Source organism: Pantoea sp. MBLJ3, assembly GCF_000816655.1.
Lineage (GTDB): Bacteria > Pseudomonadota > Gammaproteobacteria > Enterobacterales > Enterobacteriaceae > Pantoea > Pantoea eucalypti.
In genome coordinates, this window is sequence record NZ_JSUT01000004.1 from 134,210 (window position 1) to 151,504 (window position 17,295).

The 17,295-nt window shown below is 55.8% G+C and carries 19 protein-coding genes and 1 other RNA gene; 15 read left to right on the top strand and 5 right to left on the bottom strand.

The window, feature by feature from the left end:
• Position 1 precedes the first annotated feature (1 nt).
• A complete protein-coding gene (locus NP77_RS05885) occupies positions 2-1,450 on the bottom strand; it encodes a tagaturonate reductase (RefSeq protein WP_039659453.1) in 1,449 nt (482 codons plus the stop codon).
• Between the two features lie 2 nt (positions 1,451-1,452).
• The gene (gene uxaC / locus NP77_RS05890; RefSeq protein ID WP_039659401.1) at positions 1,453-2,868 is read right to left on the bottom strand and encodes a glucuronate isomerase; all 1,416 of its coding nucleotides are present in this window, start codon (positions 2,866-2,868) and stop codon (positions 1,453-1,455) included.
• A gap of 399 nt (positions 2,869-3,267) precedes the next feature.
• Here uxaC and NP77_RS05895 point away from each other — a divergent pair, with 399 nt between their 5' ends.
• The 10 genes from NP77_RS05895 (at position 3,268) to NP77_RS05940 (ending at position 10,031) form a co-directional block, all read left to right on the top strand.
• Complete coding sequence (locus NP77_RS05895; RefSeq protein WP_003850215.1) at positions 3,268-4,572, top strand: MFS transporter; 1,305 nt, start codon at positions 3,268-3,270, stop codon at positions 4,570-4,572.
• A gap of 86 nt (positions 4,573-4,658) precedes the next feature.
• Complete coding sequence (gene exuR, locus NP77_RS05900) at positions 4,659-5,435, top strand: transcriptional regulator ExuR (protein ID WP_003850218.1); 777 nt, start codon at positions 4,659-4,661, stop codon at positions 5,433-5,435.
• Between the two features lie 323 nt (positions 5,436-5,758).
• The gene (locus tag NP77_RS05905; RefSeq protein WP_003850219.1) at positions 5,759-6,433 is read left to right on the top strand and encodes a DedA family protein; all 675 of its coding nucleotides are present in this window, start codon (positions 5,759-5,761) and stop codon (positions 6,431-6,433) included.
• Entirely contained in the window at positions 6,433-6,780 is a 348-nt protein-coding gene (gene mzrA / locus NP77_RS05910; protein WP_003850221.1) for an EnvZ/OmpR regulon moderator MzrA, read from the top strand. The genes NP77_RS05905 and mzrA overlap by 1 nt, the downstream gene beginning before the upstream one ends.
• Before the next feature lie 189 nt (positions 6,781-6,969).
• Positions 6,970-7,344: a DUF1090 domain-containing protein gene (locus NP77_RS05915; RefSeq protein WP_033743157.1), complete on the top strand. Its 375-nt coding sequence runs from the start codon at positions 6,970-6,972 to the stop codon at positions 7,342-7,344.
• A gap of 35 nt (positions 7,345-7,379) precedes the next feature.
• On the top strand, positions 7,380-7,685 hold the full coding sequence (locus tag NP77_RS05920) for a YqjD family protein (protein WP_003850224.1): 306 nt from the start codon (positions 7,380-7,382) through the stop codon (positions 7,683-7,685).
• Between the two features lie 2 nt (positions 7,686-7,687).
• Positions 7,688-8,083, top strand: a complete 396-nt coding sequence (locus tag NP77_RS05925) for a phage holin family protein (protein WP_003850226.1) — start codon at positions 7,688-7,690, stop codon at positions 8,081-8,083.
• Positions 8,083-8,367 carry a YqjK-like family protein gene (locus NP77_RS05930; RefSeq protein WP_033733988.1) on the top strand — a complete coding sequence of 95 codons (285 nt, stop codon included), beginning with the start codon at positions 8,083-8,085 and terminating at the stop codon, positions 8,365-8,367. The genes NP77_RS05925 and NP77_RS05930 overlap by 1 nt, the downstream gene beginning before the upstream one ends.
• Positions 8,368-8,569: 202 nt before the next feature.
• Entirely contained in the window at positions 8,570-8,965 is a 396-nt protein-coding gene (locus tag NP77_RS05935; RefSeq protein WP_008925770.1) for a DoxX family protein, read from the top strand.
• Positions 8,966-9,056: 91 nt separating this feature from the next.
• Positions 9,057-10,031, top strand: coding sequence for a glutathione S-transferase family protein (locus NP77_RS05940; RefSeq protein WP_039659403.1), 975 nt, complete (start codon positions 9,057-9,059; stop codon positions 10,029-10,031).
• Positions 10,032-10,574: 543 nt separating this feature from the next.
• Here the strand turns inward: NP77_RS05940 and rnpB are convergent.
• Both rnpB and rsmI read right to left on the bottom strand, forming a co-directional pair.
• Positions 10,575-10,953, bottom strand: an RNA gene (gene rnpB / locus NP77_RS22595) — RNase P RNA component class A.
• 33 nt (positions 10,954-10,986) lie between these two features.
• The gene (gene rsmI, locus NP77_RS05945; RefSeq protein ID WP_039659404.1) at positions 10,987-11,853 is read right to left on the bottom strand and encodes a 16S rRNA (cytidine(1402)-2'-O)-methyltransferase; all 867 of its coding nucleotides are present in this window, start codon (positions 11,851-11,853) and stop codon (positions 10,987-10,989) included.
• A 62-nt stretch (positions 11,854-11,915) separates the two neighbouring features.
• Here rsmI and NP77_RS05950 point away from each other — a divergent pair, with 62 nt between their 5' ends.
• The 4 genes from NP77_RS05950 to dolP are packed head-to-tail and all read left to right on the top strand — an operon-like array spanning position 11,916 to position 15,506.
• Entirely contained in the window at positions 11,916-13,964 is a 2,049-nt protein-coding gene (locus NP77_RS05950) for a penicillin-binding protein activator (RefSeq protein ID WP_039659407.1), read from the top strand.
• The gene (locus tag NP77_RS05955; protein ID WP_003855539.1) at positions 13,922-14,317 is read left to right on the top strand and encodes a YraN family protein; all 396 of its coding nucleotides are present in this window, start codon (positions 13,922-13,924) and stop codon (positions 14,315-14,317) included. Before NP77_RS05950 ends, NP77_RS05955 begins: the two co-directional genes overlap by 43 nt.
• Positions 14,318-14,331: 14 nt before the next feature.
• On the top strand, positions 14,332-14,919 hold the full coding sequence (gene diaA / locus NP77_RS05960; RefSeq protein WP_003855538.1) for a DnaA initiator-associating protein DiaA: 588 nt from the start codon (positions 14,332-14,334) through the stop codon (positions 14,917-14,919).
• A gap of 14 nt (positions 14,920-14,933) precedes the next feature.
• Positions 14,934-15,506: a division/outer membrane stress-associated lipid-binding lipoprotein gene (dolP, locus tag NP77_RS05965; protein WP_008925774.1), complete on the top strand. Its 573-nt coding sequence runs from the start codon at positions 14,934-14,936 to the stop codon at positions 15,504-15,506.
• 52 nt (positions 15,507-15,558) lie between these two features.
• Here dolP and NP77_RS05970 read toward each other — a convergent pair whose 3' ends face one another.
• The gene (locus tag NP77_RS05970; RefSeq protein WP_003855536.1) at positions 15,559-16,263 is read right to left on the bottom strand and encodes a pirin family protein; all 705 of its coding nucleotides are present in this window, start codon (positions 16,261-16,263) and stop codon (positions 15,559-15,561) included.
• Positions 16,264-16,392: 129 nt separating this feature from the next.
• Here NP77_RS05970 and NP77_RS05975 point away from each other — a divergent pair, with 129 nt between their 5' ends.
• Positions 16,393-17,292: a LysR family transcriptional regulator gene (locus NP77_RS05975; protein WP_003855535.1), complete on the top strand. Its 900-nt coding sequence runs from the start codon at positions 16,393-16,395 to the stop codon at positions 17,290-17,292.
• Positions 17,293-17,295: the final 3 nt, after the last annotated feature.

Below are 17,295 nucleotides of genomic sequence, written 5' to 3' on the forward strand. Positions count from 1 at the left end.
GTTATCTCAGTTGGCTCAGCGCCTCACGCATTCCGTGGGCGATGATATTTTGCAGGTGTTGGGTGACAACCGTAGCCAGTCCGGGCTGACGGGTTAAATCTTCGCCCCAGTGTTGCGCGTCGCTAAGCACGCCGTGCACCAGCTGTTGCGGTGACAGCTGATCCGCATCAAGTGCTTTCCAGGCGTCGGCGTAGTGCTGTAACCACTGCGGCTCATCCTGTAATGGCCAGCTTTTACCGGCTGACTCGCCGCGATAAAAGGCGATCAGCGCCGCCAGCGCAAAAGTGATGTGTGTCGGCCAGTTGCCCGTTTGCTGATGCGCGGCAAGCAGTGGCGTCAACAGACGGGTGCGGAACTTGGTCATGCCATTAAGCGCAATCGACAGCAGCGCATGGCGAATGAACGGATTGCGGAAGCGGCGTTGTACCGCATCAGCAAAGGCGTGCAGTTCATCGGCTGGCAGATCCAGCGTCGGGATCACTTCATGACGCAGCAGGTTATCCACAAATCCGGCAATCGCCGGATCGGCCATCGCCTCCCCGACACTTTCAAGACCGGCCAGAAACGCCACCGGCACCATCGCGGTATGTGCGCCATTGAGGATCGCCACTTTCTGCGCTTTATAGGGCGCAATGTCATCCACATGACGCACGTGTGGCGACAGCGCCGCCAGTTTCATTTCACTGAACAGCGCCGACGGCCCCTGAATCACAAACTGGTAGTAGACTTCGCCCGCCACCAGATAGCGATCTTCATAACCCAGTTCACGTTGCAACTGCTCGCTTTCCGCCGGAAAGCCGGTAACGATGCGGTCAACCAGGGTGTTATAGAAAGCACAGTGCTCATGAACCCAGGTTTTAAATTCGGATGGCAGATGCCAGTGATCGGCGTAACGCAGCACCAGATCGCGCAACGCGTCGCCGTTATGGTCAATCAGCTCACACGGCACCACCAGCCAGCCACGATCGCTGGCGCCATTGAAATGGGAATAGCGCGCCCACAGCAGCTGCGTCAGTTTGCCGGGGAAGCTGCTGGCGGGCTGATCGGTGAGCTGATCCGTGCCAACAAAGGCGATGCCCGCCTCAGTGGTGTTGGAGAAAACCATGCGCAGGTCGGGATTCCGGGCCAGCGCCATAAATTCACCAAACTGCTGCCAGGGCTGGATCTCACGGTTGAGGCTGCGGATCAGCCGGGTTTCACTGACCTGCTCGCCCTGATCGTTGAGTCCGCGGATCAGCGTGGTGTAGAGGCCATCCTGCTGATTCAGGCTGTCGCTGACTTCACGGTTGCGCGGCCGCACCACCACAATTCCGGCATCGGTGCCCTGATGTTCATTCAGCCAGTCAATCTGCCAGTCAATAAAGGCGCGCAGGAAGTTACCTTCGCCGAACTGAATCACCCGGTCGCGATAGCGTGCGCCCGGGAAGTCGTGGCGGTTTAGCCTTTTCATCATCAGGCTCCCAGCTCGATGCCGAAGTAATCGCGGGCATTGTTGAAGCAGATGTTCTGAACCATCTGGCCTAACAGCGCTTCATCGGCTGGCGCTTCACCCTGCTCTACCCAGCGGCCAATCATCTGGCACAGCAACCGGCGGAAATATTCGTGGCGGGTGTAAGAGAGGAAGCTGCGGCTGTCGGTCAGCATCCCGACGAAGCGGCTCAGCAGGCCAATCTGCGCCAGCTGGGTCATCTGACGCTGCATACCGTCCAGCTGGTCATTGAACCACCAGGCGGAACCAAACTGCATTTTCCCCGCCTGACCTTCACCCTGGAAGTTGCCTGCCATCGTCGCCAGTACTTCGTTATCGCGCGGATTCAGGCAATAGAGGATGGTTTTCGGCAGCGCATTATTAAGGTTCTGTGCGCCCAGCAGGCGGGCCAGCGGTTCAGCAAGCGGCTGGTCGTTAATGGAGTCAAAGCCCACATCCGGCCCCAGCAACTGGTACTGGCGTGGGTTGGTATTGCGCAGTGCGCCAATGTGATACTGCTGTACCCAGCCACGGCGGGCATATTCGCAGCCCAGCCAGACCAGTACCGCCGTTTTGAACTGCGCCGTTTCGTGCGGATTCGGTGCTGTACCGCTGCGACGGCGCGCCAGAATCACATCCAGCGTGGCGTCGTCCGCCTCGGCATAACAGACCACATCCAGCGCGTGATCCGAGACTTTACAGCCATGCGCCGCAAAGTGATCCAGCCGCTGATACAGTGCGCTGCGCAGATCGTCAAAACGCTGCACGCTGATGTCGGTCAGTTGTTCCAGCGTCTCAATCCACGGCAGGAAGGTGTCGGCTTCGATATTAAAGGCTTTGTCCGGACGCCAGCTTGGCAGCACTTTAACGCTGAAACTGGTGTCGTCTGCCAGCGCGCGGTGATGGCGCAGGTCATCCAGCGGATCGTCTGTGGTGCCGACCATCTTCACCTTCATCTGCTGCATGATGCCACGCGTGGTAAAGCTATCCTGCGCCAGCAGTTCATTGCAGCGATGCCAGATATTGTCGGCGGTTTTCTCAGAAAGCAGCGTGTCGGTAATGCCGAAAGGCCGGCGTAATTCCAGGTGGGTCCAGTGATAGAGCGGGTTGCCGATGGTGTGCGGCACGGTACGCGCCCAGGCGTCAAACTTTTCACGATCGCTGGCGTTGCCGGTACAGAACGCCTCAGCCACACCGTTGGCGCGCATTGCCCGCCACTTGTAGTGATCGCCCTTCAGCCAGATGTCATAAAGATTGGCAAAGCGATAATTTTCGGCAATCTGCTGCGGCGGTAAGTGGCAGTGATAGTCGAAAATCGGCTGATCCTTCGCGTAGTCGTGATAGAGACGGCGGGCGAATTCACTATCCAGCAAAAAATCCTCGGTCATGAAACGTGACATACATGCTTCCTCATCTACTGAACCACTGATGGCCCAAAGTTATCATACCAATTTTAGTCCGTTACGGATTTATTTGCGATCCTGCTCACATAAACGGCGATGTCTGGCTACCGTTATGGACATTTTTGTCGCCCGCAGCGCGCTAAATGGCTGTCATTACGCAGGTTTCCAGTATCCCACAGTGCAGAAAGGGTTTTTGTGATGGCTCTCAACTTTTAAAGTTGTATAACAAGTTAGGCTCTCGTCCTATCGTGAGGTCGTTAGCGGCCCACAAATGGCAAGGTAAGAACAGGGTTGCTCAGACAGAACCTGCGGGCGTGAGCAGAGCTGCATCACGGGCTGTCCCGCTCCAGATAACAACAGCGGCAAGACCGCATACAGAACTGGAAGAGGTAGAGGATGCGTAAGATCAAAGGGTTACGCTGGTACATGATTGGACTGGTGACGATCGGTACGGTATTAGGGTATCTGACCCGTAATACCATCGCCGTGGCGGCCCCGACATTGATGACAGAGCTGCATATCACTACGCAGCAGTATTCATACATCATTGCGGCCTATTCAGCCTGCTATACGCTGATGCAACCGGTGGCGGGTTATGTGCTGGATCTGCTGGGCACCAAAGTCGGCTACGCCGTGTTTGCTGTGCTGTGGGCAATCTTCTGTGCCGCCACGGCGATGGCAGGCAGCTGGGGCGGCCTTGCTCTGGCGCGTGGCGCCGTCGGTGCGGCTGAAGCGGCGATGATCCCGGCGGGTCTCAAAGCGAGTAGTGAGTGGTTCCCGGCCAAAGAGCGTTCGGTCGCGGTGGGCTACTTCAACGTCGGTTCATCTATCGGTGCGATGCTGGCTCCGCCGCTGGTGGTCTGGGCAATCGTGGCACACAGCTGGCAGATGGCCTTTATCATGACCGGTGTGCTGAGCATGGTCTGGGCACTCTGCTGGCTGGTGTTTTACAAACATCCGAAACAGCAGAAGAAGCTGAGTGATGAAGAGCGCGACTACATTATCTCCGGTCAGGAAGCGCAGCATCAGACCGGCAACACCCGCAAAATGTCGGCGCTGCAGATTATCCGTAACCGCCAGTTCTGGGGCATTGCTCTGCCGCGTTTTCTGGCAGAACCGGCGTGGGGAACCTTCAACGCCTGGATTCCGCTGTTTATGTTTAAGGTGTACGGCTTCAATCTGAAAGAGATTGCGATGTTCGCCTGGATGCCGATGCTGTTCGCGGACTTCGGCTGCATCCTGGGCGGCTATCTGCCGCCGCTGTTTCAGCGCTGGTTCGGCGTTAACCTGATCGTTTCCCGTAAAATGGTGGTGACGATGGGTGCGCTGTTAATGATTGCGCCAGGCACCATTGGCCTGTTCACCAGCCCTTACGTCGCCATTGGTCTGCTGTGCGTCGGCGGCTTTGCGCATCAGGCCCTTTCAGGTGCGCTCATTACCCTGTCGTCAGACGTTTTCGGCCGTAATGAAGTCGCGACGGCTAACGGCCTGACCGGCATGGCAGCCTGGACCGCCAGCACGATGTTTGCGCTGGTCGTGGGTGCCCTGGCCGATACGCTGGGCTTCAGCCCGCTGTTTGCTGCCCTGGCGGTGTTCGATCTGCTGGGTGCCGCAGTGATCTGGACAGTCCTGAAAAATAAACCGATTTCAGAGCTGGAAGCGGAAACGGTGATTCCACCAGCCAGCGCCGTTCACAATTGATTTGCCGGGCTGGCGCGAGCCAGCCCATTTCCTCGCACCGCCTGAAGTGGTATAACAACTTATCTGTCTGCTACCAGGATTGTGCTATGGACCTCACTGAATCCCGTCGACTCTACCAACAGCTTGCCAGCGAGCTCAAAAGCCGCATTGAAACCGGAATCTATCCGGTGGGCGACAAACTGCCTGCTGAACGCCTGATTGCCGAAGAGATGGAAGTGAGCCGCACCGTTGTCCGTGAAGCGATCATCATGCTGGAAGTGGAAGGCTATGTTGAGGTCCGTAAAGGATCGGGTATTCACGTCATTGCCAGCCAGCAGCAGAATCGCATCGCCCCCACCAGCAGCCAGCTGGAATTTGCCACCTTTGGCCCGTTTGAGCTACTGCAGGCGCGCCAGCTCATTGAAAGTAACGTGGCCGAGTTCGCAGCCACCCAGGTCACGCGTCAGGACATTATCGACCTGATGGCGATTCAGGAAAAAGCCCGCCAGGAGGATCACTTCCGTGATTCCGAGTGGGACATGCAGTTTCATGTGCGCATCGCGCAATCCACCCAGAACAGTGCTTTAGCCGCCATCGTTGAAAAAATGTGGCTGCACCGCCTGCACAATCCCTACTGGCTCAAACTTCATGAACATATCGACCAGCGCAGCATTCTCAGCTGGTGCGACGACCACGATCAGATCCTCAAAGCGCTGATGCGTAAAGATCCCGCCGCCAGCAAACTGGCGATGTGGCAACATCTGGAAAATACTAAACAGATGCTGTTTAACGCGACGGCGGATGATTTTGAATTTAACGTGGATCGTTACATGTTCGGTGAGAATCCGGTCATCCTGCCTGATGGGTCCAATAACGCCCGCTAAAAGCGCCTGAAAACAGCCTGAGATGGTCAGTTAATCTGCAATAGTGTCAGGTCATGTAAAGCTCCTTTTTACAGGGCGTTTCACAAGGTAAAACTCCTGTTCGCAAGAGAGTTTTACTGTCTCAGACAGGCGATTTTTGTTACAGTTATCGCCCTTTTATTACCCTTTGCGACAAGGGTTTATAAAGTTGCTGATTTAACAATCGATTCTGGAAGGATCCGGAAAATCCCGCCCAGGCTGCGCGCCTAAAATTTATAACGAAATGCCGGTCTGCGTTTAAGTCCCTGTGGGACATGTTTAACAATGATGTTCAGGAATGATTGATGGATATTTTGCAAGCGTTGCTGCATGCCCTGTGGCAACAGGACTATGAGACTCTCTCCGATCCCACGCTGGTATGGGCCATTTACGGCGTGTTGTTCATGATTTTATTCTTAGAAAATGGCCTTCTTCCTGCCGCATTCCTGCCAGGTGACAGTCTGCTGATTCTGGTCGGCGTACTGATTGCCAAAGGCACCATGAGTTTCCCTTTAACGATTCTGGTTCTGACGACCGGCGCCAGTCTGGGCTGCTGGGTGAGCTACATACAAGGCCGCTGGCTGGGTAATACGCCCACGGTTCAGAAATGGCTCTCTCATCTGCCAGCCCAATACCACCTGCGCGCGCACAGCATGTTTCACCGTCACGGCTTATCTGCCCTTCTGATTGGTCGCTTTATCGCCTTTGTCCGAACGCTGCTGCCCACCATTGCCGGGCTGTCAGGCCTCAGCAATGCCCGTTTTCAGTTCTTTAACTGGGTAAGTGCATTCCTGTGGGTGGTAATTTTGACCGTAATCGGCTTCGCGCTGGGAAAAACCCCGATTTTCCGTCGTTACGAAGATGAGATGATGTTTTTCCTGATGATGCTGCCACTGGCGCTGCTGGTATTTGGCCTGGTGGGATCGCTGGTGGTGTTATGGCGTAAACGACAGGCGAATCAAAACGGGAAAGCCGAGTAATGAAACTGCTGCAGGCTATTCCTAAACGGTGGTTACCGTGGTTGATTGCTGGCGCGTTTGCGCTGGTCGCGCTCTGTGCGATCCCACCTTTGATGAAGCACGAGACAGTGGTGCAGATTCGGGTTTCTCATGCAGGTGCAACGCTGCCAGATGGTTTTTATCTCTATCAGCAATTAAGCGCACAAGGTATTCGTATCAAAAGCATAACGCCCGCGGGTGATGCGCTGATCATTCATTTTGACAGCGAAGAACAGAGTCTGGCAGCACAGAAGGTGTTGCGCCGCCTGTTGCCACAAGGCTTTATTGTGGCGCAGCACGATCACTCTCAGCACCTTTCGCTGGCGTAATCCCCCTCTCCCTCTTTTTCAGACCGTTGCCGCATGCCGCGACGGTCTGAAAGCCGCTCTATCTCCCGGTCTTCTTTGAACTTTTTACTATCGGTGTCTATGCTTAAGCGAGAGTCGATTCTTAGCACCCGCAGGCACAAGATCGCGCAGGTGATGAGGAGTCAGGTCGCAATGGAAGGTTCAGGACCGATGAAATATCAAGTATTGATGGGCATTGCTCTGTTTTCGCTATCGGGTTCGCTGCTGGCAGCAGAATCGCTGTGTGAGCAGAAAGAGCAGGATATTCAGCGTGAAATTGGGATGGCGCAAAAGCATAACAACCAGCGCCGGGTTAATGGTCTGGAGCGCGCGCTGACCGAAGTCCGGGCAGATTGCAGCGATAAAAAGCTTGAAGCCGCCCATCTGGAAAGAATTAACGCGCAAAAGCAGAAAGTTGCAGAGCGTGAGCACGCACTCAGGGAAGAGCGTGAAGAGGGCCATGACAGGGAAAAGATTGCTAAGCGACAACAAAAACTGGATGAAGCGCGCCGGGAACTGAAAAAGTTACAGGCGGAGCCCTATTAATTGGAATTAACCAACTGATGTTAAAGGAGTATTTTATGTCTAAAGACACATCATCGGAACATTTGCGTGCTGAACTGAAAAACCTCGCCGATACCCTGGAAGAAGTACTGAGCAGCAGTACTGAAAAATCCAAAGGTGAGCTGGATAAACTTCGCAGCAAAGCGCGTGATGCGCTGGACAGCTCACGTGAACGTCTGGGCGAATCAAGCGAGCGCATCGCTGCGACTACGCGTGAAGCGGCACAGAGAGCTGAAGGCTATGTGCGTGAAAATCCATGGCATGGTGTGGGCATCGGTGCAGCGATTGGCGTCGCACTGGGCATGCTCATTTCGCGTCGTTAACTATGGCTGACTCACAGCATAACCACGGCCCGGCTAAAGGGGTCATTAACATCGGCCAGCGTATTGTGACCACGCTGGTTGGCATGGTCGAGACGCGTGTTCGTCTGGCAGTGGTGGAACTGGAGCATGAGAAAGCTAACCTGATTCAGCTGCTGTTGATGGTTGGCCTGACCATGCTGTTCACTGCATTTGGTCTGATGAGCCTGATGGTTCTGATCATCTGGGCAGTAGATGCACAGTACCGTCTGATGGCCATTGGCATCACAACCGGCACACTGTTCCTGCTGGCGGTCATTCTGGGACTCTGGACACTTCACAAGTCGCGTCAGTCAACGCTGTTACGCCATACGCGTAAAGAGCTGGAAACTGATCGTAATTTGCTTGAGGAACAACGCTGATGAGCCGCCGCGAGCGTGAAGAACGCATCCATGAACTGCTTAAGCATGTGCAGCAGCAGCGGCTGGATTTAAGCGCTGCGCGGCGTGACTGGCTGGAAGGGACCGCCCATTACGATCGTGGCTGGTTTACTTTCCTCAGCTTACGTCGCTATCTGGCTATTGGCAGCAGCGCGCTGGCCGTCTACTCAATTCGTAGTCCCAGTAAGCTCTTACGCTGGGCCAAACGGGGATTCGGTGCCTGGAGTACCTGGCGCATGATTAAATCGGCTCTGCCACCGCGTTAATTTTGTTAATAGCCGGTCCTGAAAAGGCCGGCTTTTCTTCATCAGATTTTCTGAAAAACACAGACAGTATATCTCGCTTACAACCTTTCCACTCCGCGATTATCATCTCCAGCCATCAACCCAATGAACGCAGTAGTGCTTTCAGCGGGCATAAACCCTGCGGGCAGCTTGCCCTGCATTCCTGATAGCGCTGGAGTAGATGATGAAAAAATTCGAAGATGTCGGTTTATTAGTGGCTCGCATCCTGATGCCAATCCTGTTCATTACGGCCGGCTGGGGCAAGATCACCGGTTATGCAGGTACTCAGCAATATATGGAAGCGATGGGCGTCCCTGGCTTTATGCTGCCGCTGGTTATTCTGCTGGAGTTTGGCGGCGGTCTGGCCATTCTGTTTGGTTTCCTGACCCGTTTCACTGCCCTGTTCACTGCAGGCTTCACCATCCTGACCGCGTTTCTGTTTCACAGTAACTTTGCCGAAGGTGTGAATCAGTTGATGTTCATGAAAAACCTCTCTATCGCGGGTGGTTTCCTGGTGTTAGGTCTGGTGGGTCCAGGCGCATACAGCATTGATCGCCTGATCAGCAAAAGAAAATCATAGGCGATTGCGCGCTAATCTCACATAAAGCGTAATGCCACATATACTTAGCAGGGCGGGGACATTTCCCCGCCCTGCTTGCATTGGAGCCATTATGGGACAGTTAATTGACGGTGTCTGGCATGACACCTGGTACGATACTAAATCTACCGGCGGACGTTTCAAACGTTCAGAGTCGGCTTTTCGCAACTGGGTCACGGCGGACGGTAGCGCCGGCCCGGTGGGCAAAGCGGGATTTGCTGCTGAGCGCGATCGCTATCATCTTTATGTCTCGCTGGCCTGCCCCTGGGCGCACCGTACGCTACTGATGCGTCAGCTGAAGGGTCTGGATAGCATGATCGACGTCTCCGTGGTGCATCCGTTGATGCTGGAGAACGGCTGGACCTTCGATGACACCTTTCAGGATGCGACGGGCGATAAGCTCTATCAGAACGAGTTCCTTTATCAGCTCTATTTGCATGCTGACCCGCAGTACAGTGGCCGTGTAACCGTGCCGGTATTATGGGACAAGCAGCAGAACACCATCGTCAGCAATGAATCGGCTGATATCATCCGCATGTTCAACAGTGCGTTTGATGCGGTCGGTGCCCGTGCCGGTGACTACTATCCCGTTGCACTGCGCGAAAAGATTGATGAGCTGAATAGCTGGATCTACGACACGGTGAACAACGGCGTCTATAAATCGGGTTTTGCGACGTCGCAGTCCGCATACGATGAAGCTGTAACGGCGCTTTTCCACTCGCTGTCGCGGCTGGAGCAGATTCTGGGCCAGCATCGCTATCTTACCGGCGATCAGCTGACCGAAGCGGATCTGCGTTTGTGGACCACGCTGGTGCGCTTTGATCCCGTCTATGTGACTCACTTTAAGTGCGATCGCCACCGGATCAGTGATTACAGAAACCTGAGCGGTTTCCTGCGTGATATCTATCAGATGCCGGGCATTGCAGAGACAGTCAATCTGCCGCATATCCGTCATCACTATTACTGCAGTCACAAGACCATCAACCCGAACGGCGTGATTTCGCTTGGGCCAGCGTTTGACTGGGATGAACCGCACGGCCGCGGTTAAGCTGCATTCGTATAGCGCCACAAAGCAAAAACCCCGCCGGAGCGGGGTTTTTGGTAAAAAATCGACGCTGACCGGTAAGCCGCGTTCTTTTCATGGAGCGCATCGTGGACAGTCATTCATCGCTGCCTGCACATAGCCCGCAAAAGCAAAAACCCCGCCGGAGCGGGTTTTCTGGTAAAAAATCGACGCTGACCGTTAAGCCGCGTTCTTTTCATAGAGAGCGTCGTGGACAGTCATTCATCGCTGCCTGCACATAGCCCGCAAAAGCAAAAACCCCGCCGGAGCGGGGTTTCTGGTAAAAAGTCGACGCTGACCGTTAAGCCGCGTTCTTTTCATAGAGAGCGTCGTGGACAGTCATTCATCGCTGCCTGCACATAGCCCGCAAAAGCAAAAACCCCGCCGGAGCGGGTTTTCTGGTAAAAAGTCGACGCTGACCGTTAAGCCGCGTTCTTTTCATAGAGAGCGTCGTGGACAGTCATTCATCGCTGCCTGCACATAGCCCGCAAAAGCAAAAACCCCGCCGGAGCGGGGTTTCTGGTAAAAAGTCGAAGCTGACCGTTAAGCCGGGTTCTGTCGTGGACAGTCATTCATCTAGGCCAGCAATCGCTCACTGGCTCAAGCAGCCTACCCGGGTTCAGTACGGGCCGTACCTTGTGAACCCCTATTTGGCCTTGCTCCGGGTGGAGTTTACCGTGCCACGAACTGTTGCCAGTCGCGCGGTGCGCTCTTACCGCACCCTTTCACCCTTACCTGATCCCATTTCTGGGCCATCGGCGGTTTGCTCTCTGTTGCACTGGTCGTAGGCTTGCGCCTCCCAGGCGTTACCTGGCACCCTGCCCTATGGAGCCCGGACTTTCCTCCCCTCTGCCCGTCTCCCCACAAGTGAGGACGACGACAAAGCGGCGACTGTCTGGTCAGCTTCGGCGCGGGATAATAGGACATCCGAAGGCATTTGTCACGCCTCTTGCTGCTCCAGCGCATACTTATAGAGGGCATTCTTCTTCACGCTATGGATCTCAGCGGTCAGCGCAGCCGCGCGCTTCAACGGCAGCTCTTTCTGCAACAGCGCCAGCGTACGCAGTGCATCAGCGGGTAACGCATCGTCATCGTCAACCTTGTGCCCTTCAACAATCAGCACCATCTCGCCTTTACGACGATTCTCATCTTCTTTGACCCAGGCCAGCAGCTCGCCGACCGGCGCACCATAAATCGACTCCCAGGTTTTGGTCAGCTCACGAGCCAGCACGACGTAGCGCTCAGGCCCCAGCTCACTCACCATATCCTGCAGGCTGTCGATTAAACGATGGGTTGATTCATAGAAAATCAGCGTGCGTGGCTCCTGCACCAGTGCTCGCAGGGCATCGCAACGGCCTTTGGTTTTTGCGGGCAGAAACCCTTCGTAACAGAAACGATCGGATGGCAGTCCTGCGGCGCTCAATGCGGCAATGGCGGCACAGGCGCCCGGTAGCGGCACTACACGAATGCCCGCTTCACGGCAGCGGCGCACCAGATGGTAGCCCGGATCGTTAATCAGCGGCGTGCCAGCATCGGAAACTAAGGCTATGCTTTGACCCTCTTGCAGCTTCGTCAGCAGCAGCTCAGCCTTATGCTGCTCGTTGTGGTCATGAAGTGAGAAGAGTCGCGCATTGATGGCGAAATGTTGTAGCAACAGCCCGGTATGACGTGTATCTTCCGCAGCGACCAGATCGACGCTCGAAAGCACCGTCAGCGCCCGCTGGGTGATATCACCCAAATTACCAATCGGGGTTGGAACGATGTAGAGCGTGCTGGCAGAAATCTCTGCCCGATCGAGTTGTTTCATTGTTTCATCCGAATTGCCGATTTAATATTGAGCATCTTGAAAAAAACATCACTGGATACAGTATGCTTCCTTCAAAAGTCGTTCGTCATAAAGCAGGACGCTTTCTGCCTGTCATTCTTGCCGGGCTGATTTTAGCCGCATGTAGCGGTCAGGCGCCGCAAACCTCAACCGTCAATATTCAGGGGCCAGCCACCGCCAGCTCCGCTTACTATCTGCAGCAAGCGCAGCAAAGCAGCGATGATAGCAAGACCGACTGGCAATTACTCGCAATCCGCGCCCTGCTGAAGGAAGGAAAGTATCCCGAGGCCACTCAGCAACTGAGCCAGTTGCCGCAGCAGCTCTCTGAGACGCAGCAACAGGAATCTCTGCTGCTGAAAGCGCAGTTGTTGATTGCCCAGCAGAAATCCAAAGACGCTGAACCGCTGTTAGCAGCGGTAAAGACCAGCGCACTGTCGCAGGATCAGCTGGCGCGTTACTACAGCCTGCAAATTGCCAGCGCGCAGGGCCGCCCTTCACTCTCACTGCTGCGCAACTATATTGCTCAGGAACCGCTGCTGAAAGACGCCGATCATCAGACCAATATTGACGCTACCTGGCAGACCCTGACGCAGATGTCGCCACAGGAAGCCAGCAACCTGGTGATCAATGCCGACGAAAATGTGCTGCAGGGCTGGCTGGATCTGCTCGCGGTCTGGCGTGCTAATGCCCAGGATGCAGAAATGCTGAAGTCCGGCATCAAAGACTGGCAGACTCGCTATCCGCAGAACCCGGCGGCCAAAACGTTGCCGACGCAGCTGAGCCAGATGCAGAACTACACCAAAGCCTCTACCAGCATCATCGCGCTGCTGCTGCCGCTGAATGGCCAGGCACAGGTGTTCGCGAATGCCATCCAGAAAGGCTTTAACGACGCGAAGAACGGCGTATCCGCGCCGGTCGCACAGCCTGCGGCAGCAACTGCCCAGCCCGCCGCTGCGGATGCAACAGCCAGCGCGCAACCTGCCGCCGCTGCGGGATCGTCTGCCGATCCGATCAGCGCACCGCAGCAGTCTGCTACCACCACACCACAGCAACAGCAACAGCCTCAGTCACAGCCTCAATCTCAGCCTGCCGCCGCCGCACCGGCCAGCAACGCTCAGATCAAGGTCTATGACACCAGCAGCCAGCCGATTGAGCAGGTGATGCAGCAGGCACAGCAGGATGGCGCCACTATCGTGGTTGGCCCACTGCTGAAGAGCAACGTTGAGAAGGTCGCCAACAGCCAGACCCCCTTAAACGTGCTGGCGCTCAATGAGCCGGAAAAGATCCAGAACCATCCGAATATCTGCTACTTTGCGCTTTCTCCTGAAGACGAAGCACGCGATGCCGCGCACCATATCTGGGACCAGGGCAAACGTCAGCCGCTGCTGCTGGTTCCGCGCAGCGGCCTTGGCGATCGCGTGACAAACGCTTTTGCACAGGAGTGGCAGACGCTGGGTGGCAGCACCGTCATGCAGCAGCGCTTTGGCTCGACCGCTGAGCTGAAACAGGGCATTAACAGCGGCGCGGGCATCAGCCTGTCAGGTACGCCGGTCAATGCGGCACCTGCTGAGCCGCAGGGCGTTTCCATTGCGGGCCTGACCATTCCGGCACCGCAACAGAGCACGCCTGATGTGGTCAGCACCAGCAGCGGCGGTGGCATCGATGCGGTCTACATCGTCTCAACCCAGGATGAACTGCAGCTGATCAAACCGATGATCACCATGCGCACCGGCAGTCGCAGCAATATCTCGCTCTACGCCAGTTCGCGCAGCGCGCAGGCCGGCGCTGGCCCGGACTTCCGGTTAGAAATGGATGGCCTGCAGTTCAGCGATATTCCGCTGCTCTCCGGCAGCAATCCTGGCCTGATGCAGCAGACATCGAAGTCATTCAATAATGACTACTCGCTGGTACGCCTCTATGCCATGGGTATGGATGCCTGGACGCTGGCGAACCACTTTAACCAGATGCGCCAGTCACCTGGCTTCACGCTGGATGGCAATACCGGCAAGCTCAGCGCCGACACGGATTGTGTGATCAACAGGAAGTTGACATGGAACCAGTATCGCCGGGGCGAAATCGCACCGGCCAACTAAATCGCCGTCAGATTGGCGCCGGACATGAAGAAGATGCCCGGCGCTATCTGGAGCAGGCTGGCCTGATATGGGTCGCCAGTAATGTTCACTTTCGCAATGGTGAACTTGACCTGATTATGCGTGACGGGCACTGTTGGGTGTTTGTTGAAGTCCGCTACCGACGCGATGCGCGTTATGGTGGCGCGCTCGCCAGCGTAACCCGGAATAAACAACAAAAGCTGCTGCGCGCTGCCGCTCTCTGGCTGGCGCAACGCGGCGGCAGTTTTGAAACAGTGAATTGCCGTTTCGACATCATCGCCATTACCGGCACGGCGCTCGAGTGGCTGCCGAATGCCTTTAATGCAGACGTTTAGAACCAGGTGGTCGTGTGCAGGAAAGAATTAAAGCGTGTTTTACCGAAAGTATTCAGACTCAGATTGCCGCAGCCGAGGCGTTGCCCGATGCCATCTCCCGCGCGGCCATGACGCTGGTGCAGTCGTTATTGAATGGCAATAAAATCCTGAGCTGTGGCAACGGTGCCTCATCCGCCAATGCCCAGCACTTCGCCGCCAGCATGATCAATCGTTTCGAGACCGAACGCCCCAGCTTACCGGCGCTGGCGTTAAGTGCCGACAACGTGATGCTGACCGCGATTGGGAATGATCGTCTGCACGATGAGATCTATGCCAAGCAGGTACGCGCGCTGGGACACGCAGGTGATGTGTTACTGGCCATCTCGACCCGTGGCAACACCCGTGACATCGTTAAGGCCGTAGAAGCAGCGGTGACACGCGATATGACTATCGTTGCGCTTACCGGGTATGATGGCGGAGAGCTCGCCGGACTGCTGGGTCCGCAGGATGTGGAAATCCGCATTCCGTCGCACCGCAGCGCCCGTATTCAGGAGATGCATATGCTCACCGTGAATTGCTTATGCGATCTGATCGATAACACTCTCTTTCCCCATCAGGAATGACTGAAGGAGCACGAATGAAAGCATTGAATGCTATAGCTATTCTGTTAACCGCCATGCTACTGCAGGGCTGCGTGGCGGTCGTCGCTGGCGGCGCAGCTGTTGCCACCAAAACGGCCACGGATCCCCGCTCGGTGGGTACACAGGTTGATGACGGCACGCTGGAGCTACGCGTCACGAACGCGCTGGCAAAAGATCAGCAGATTAAAACCGATGCCCGCGTTGTCGCCACCGCCTATCAGGGCAAAGTGCTGCTGACCGGTCAGGCGCCTTCGCAGGAGATCGCCAATCGTGCCAAACAGATCACCATGGGCGTTGATGGCGCAACCGAGGTCTATAACGAGATCCGCATCGGCCAGAAAGTGACGCTGGGCACCACGTCGTCAGACACCTGGATTACCACCAAAATCCGCTCGCAGCTGTTGGGCAGCGATCAGGTGAAATCCTCCAACGTGAAGGTGACGACGGAGAATGGCGAAGTGTTCCTGCTGGGTCTGGTGACACAACAGGAAGCGCAGGCCGCGGCTGATGTCGCCAGCCGCGTCAGTGGCGTGAAGCACGTTACCACCGCCTTTACCATGCTGAAGTAACACGCTAAAACGCAAAAAGGCGGCTATGGCCGCCTTTTTTATTGCCCGATTTTCAGACCGGAATATCGATGACCAGCGCGCGGGTCGCGGTTTTCGCTTTCAGCTGCAACAGCTTCTCTTCCTGCAAAAACGCACCATCGCCACAGCCCAGCTTTTCCTGATGATCCGTGCCGGACATCGCCTCCAGCGAACCATGAATTGACTGCAGATAGGCGCGTGGCCCCTGTATCCGCAGCGAGTGCTGTTCGCCCGGCGCCAGCTCAACCTGATGAATCCACACCTGCTGACGCAACTGCAGACTGTCATCTATCCCATCCGGCGAGGCGATCAGCTGAGACAACCGGCCTTCCGTCAGGGCAATCTTTTGCATCCGCGGATTTTCGCGCTCAGGACAGGCTGACAGCCATAGCTGCATACGTGTCAGTGGACGATCTTTGCTCAGGTTAATTTCGGTGTAACTTACCCCCTGCTGGGCAGAGAGCAGCAGCGCCTCTCCTTCCCGCACGCTGATGGTGTTGCCTTCGCTGTCGCGGTATTCAGCTTCACCCTGCAGCACGATGTTCAGCACATCGACCTGAGGATAGGTACGCGGCTGAAAAGCCGCACCCGGTGCCAGTACTTCCTGGTTCAGAACACGCAGCGATGCGTAGCCCATCAGTTTGGGATCAAAATAGTGGCCAAAAGAGAAACTGTAACGCCCCTGCAACCAGCCGAAATCGGCCTGACCACATGCGGACGCACTGCGTGTCGTTATCATTATTTACCTCCGGCATCCGGTGACGAGGATCGGCCACGGACTTTATGCACCCATGGTAAAAGTCTGGACGCCGGATTGTTAGCCAGTTAATCTGCCCGGCATGTTCAAATTTCCTGACAGAGAAACGGGATGGCCAAAGAGCGTGCGTTAACCCTTGAATCTTTACGCGTTATGGATGCGATTGATCGACGTGGCAGTTTTGCAGCAGCAGCAGATGAACTGGGGCGTGTCCCTTCAGCCCTCAGCTACACCATGCAAAAGCTGGAAGAGGAGCTGGATGTGGTGCTGTTTGACCGCTCCGGTCACCGCACTAAATTTACCAACGTGGGACGCATGCTGCTGGAGCGTGGCCGGGTACTGCTGGAAGCGGCCGATAAGCTCACCACCGATGCGGAAGCGCTGGCGCGTGGCTGGGAAACCCATCTGACCATCGTTACTGAAGCGCTGGTGCCCATTGATGCACTGTTTCCGCTGGTGACAAAGCTGGCTGACAAAGCCAATACACAATTTTCGCTGGTTACCGAAGTATTGGCAGGCGCGTGGGAGCGGCTGGAACAGGGCCGTGCCGATATCGTGATCGCCCCCGATATGCACTTCCGTGCCTCCACCGAGATCAATACCCGTAAGCTCTACACCATGATGAGTGTTTACGTCGCCAGTGCTGACCACCCGATTCATAACGAGCCTGAACCTCAGTCTGAAGTGACGCGGGTGAAATACCGGGGCATTGCAGTGGCAGATACCGCGCGTGAGCGCCCGGTGCTGACCGTGCAGTTACTGGATAAACAGCAGCGCCTGACCGTAAGCAGCATGGATGATAAGCGCCGTGCCCTGCTGGCGGGGCTGGGTGTCGCAACCATGCCCTATTCACTGGTGGAGCAGGATATCGCGGAAGGCCGTCTGCGCGTGGTGAGTCCGGAATACACTCGCGAGGTTGATATTATTATGGCGTGGCGGCGCGACAGCATGGGCGAAGCCAAATCCTGGTGCCTGCGCGAGATCCCCCGCCTGCTGGCGAAGAAAAACTAAAAG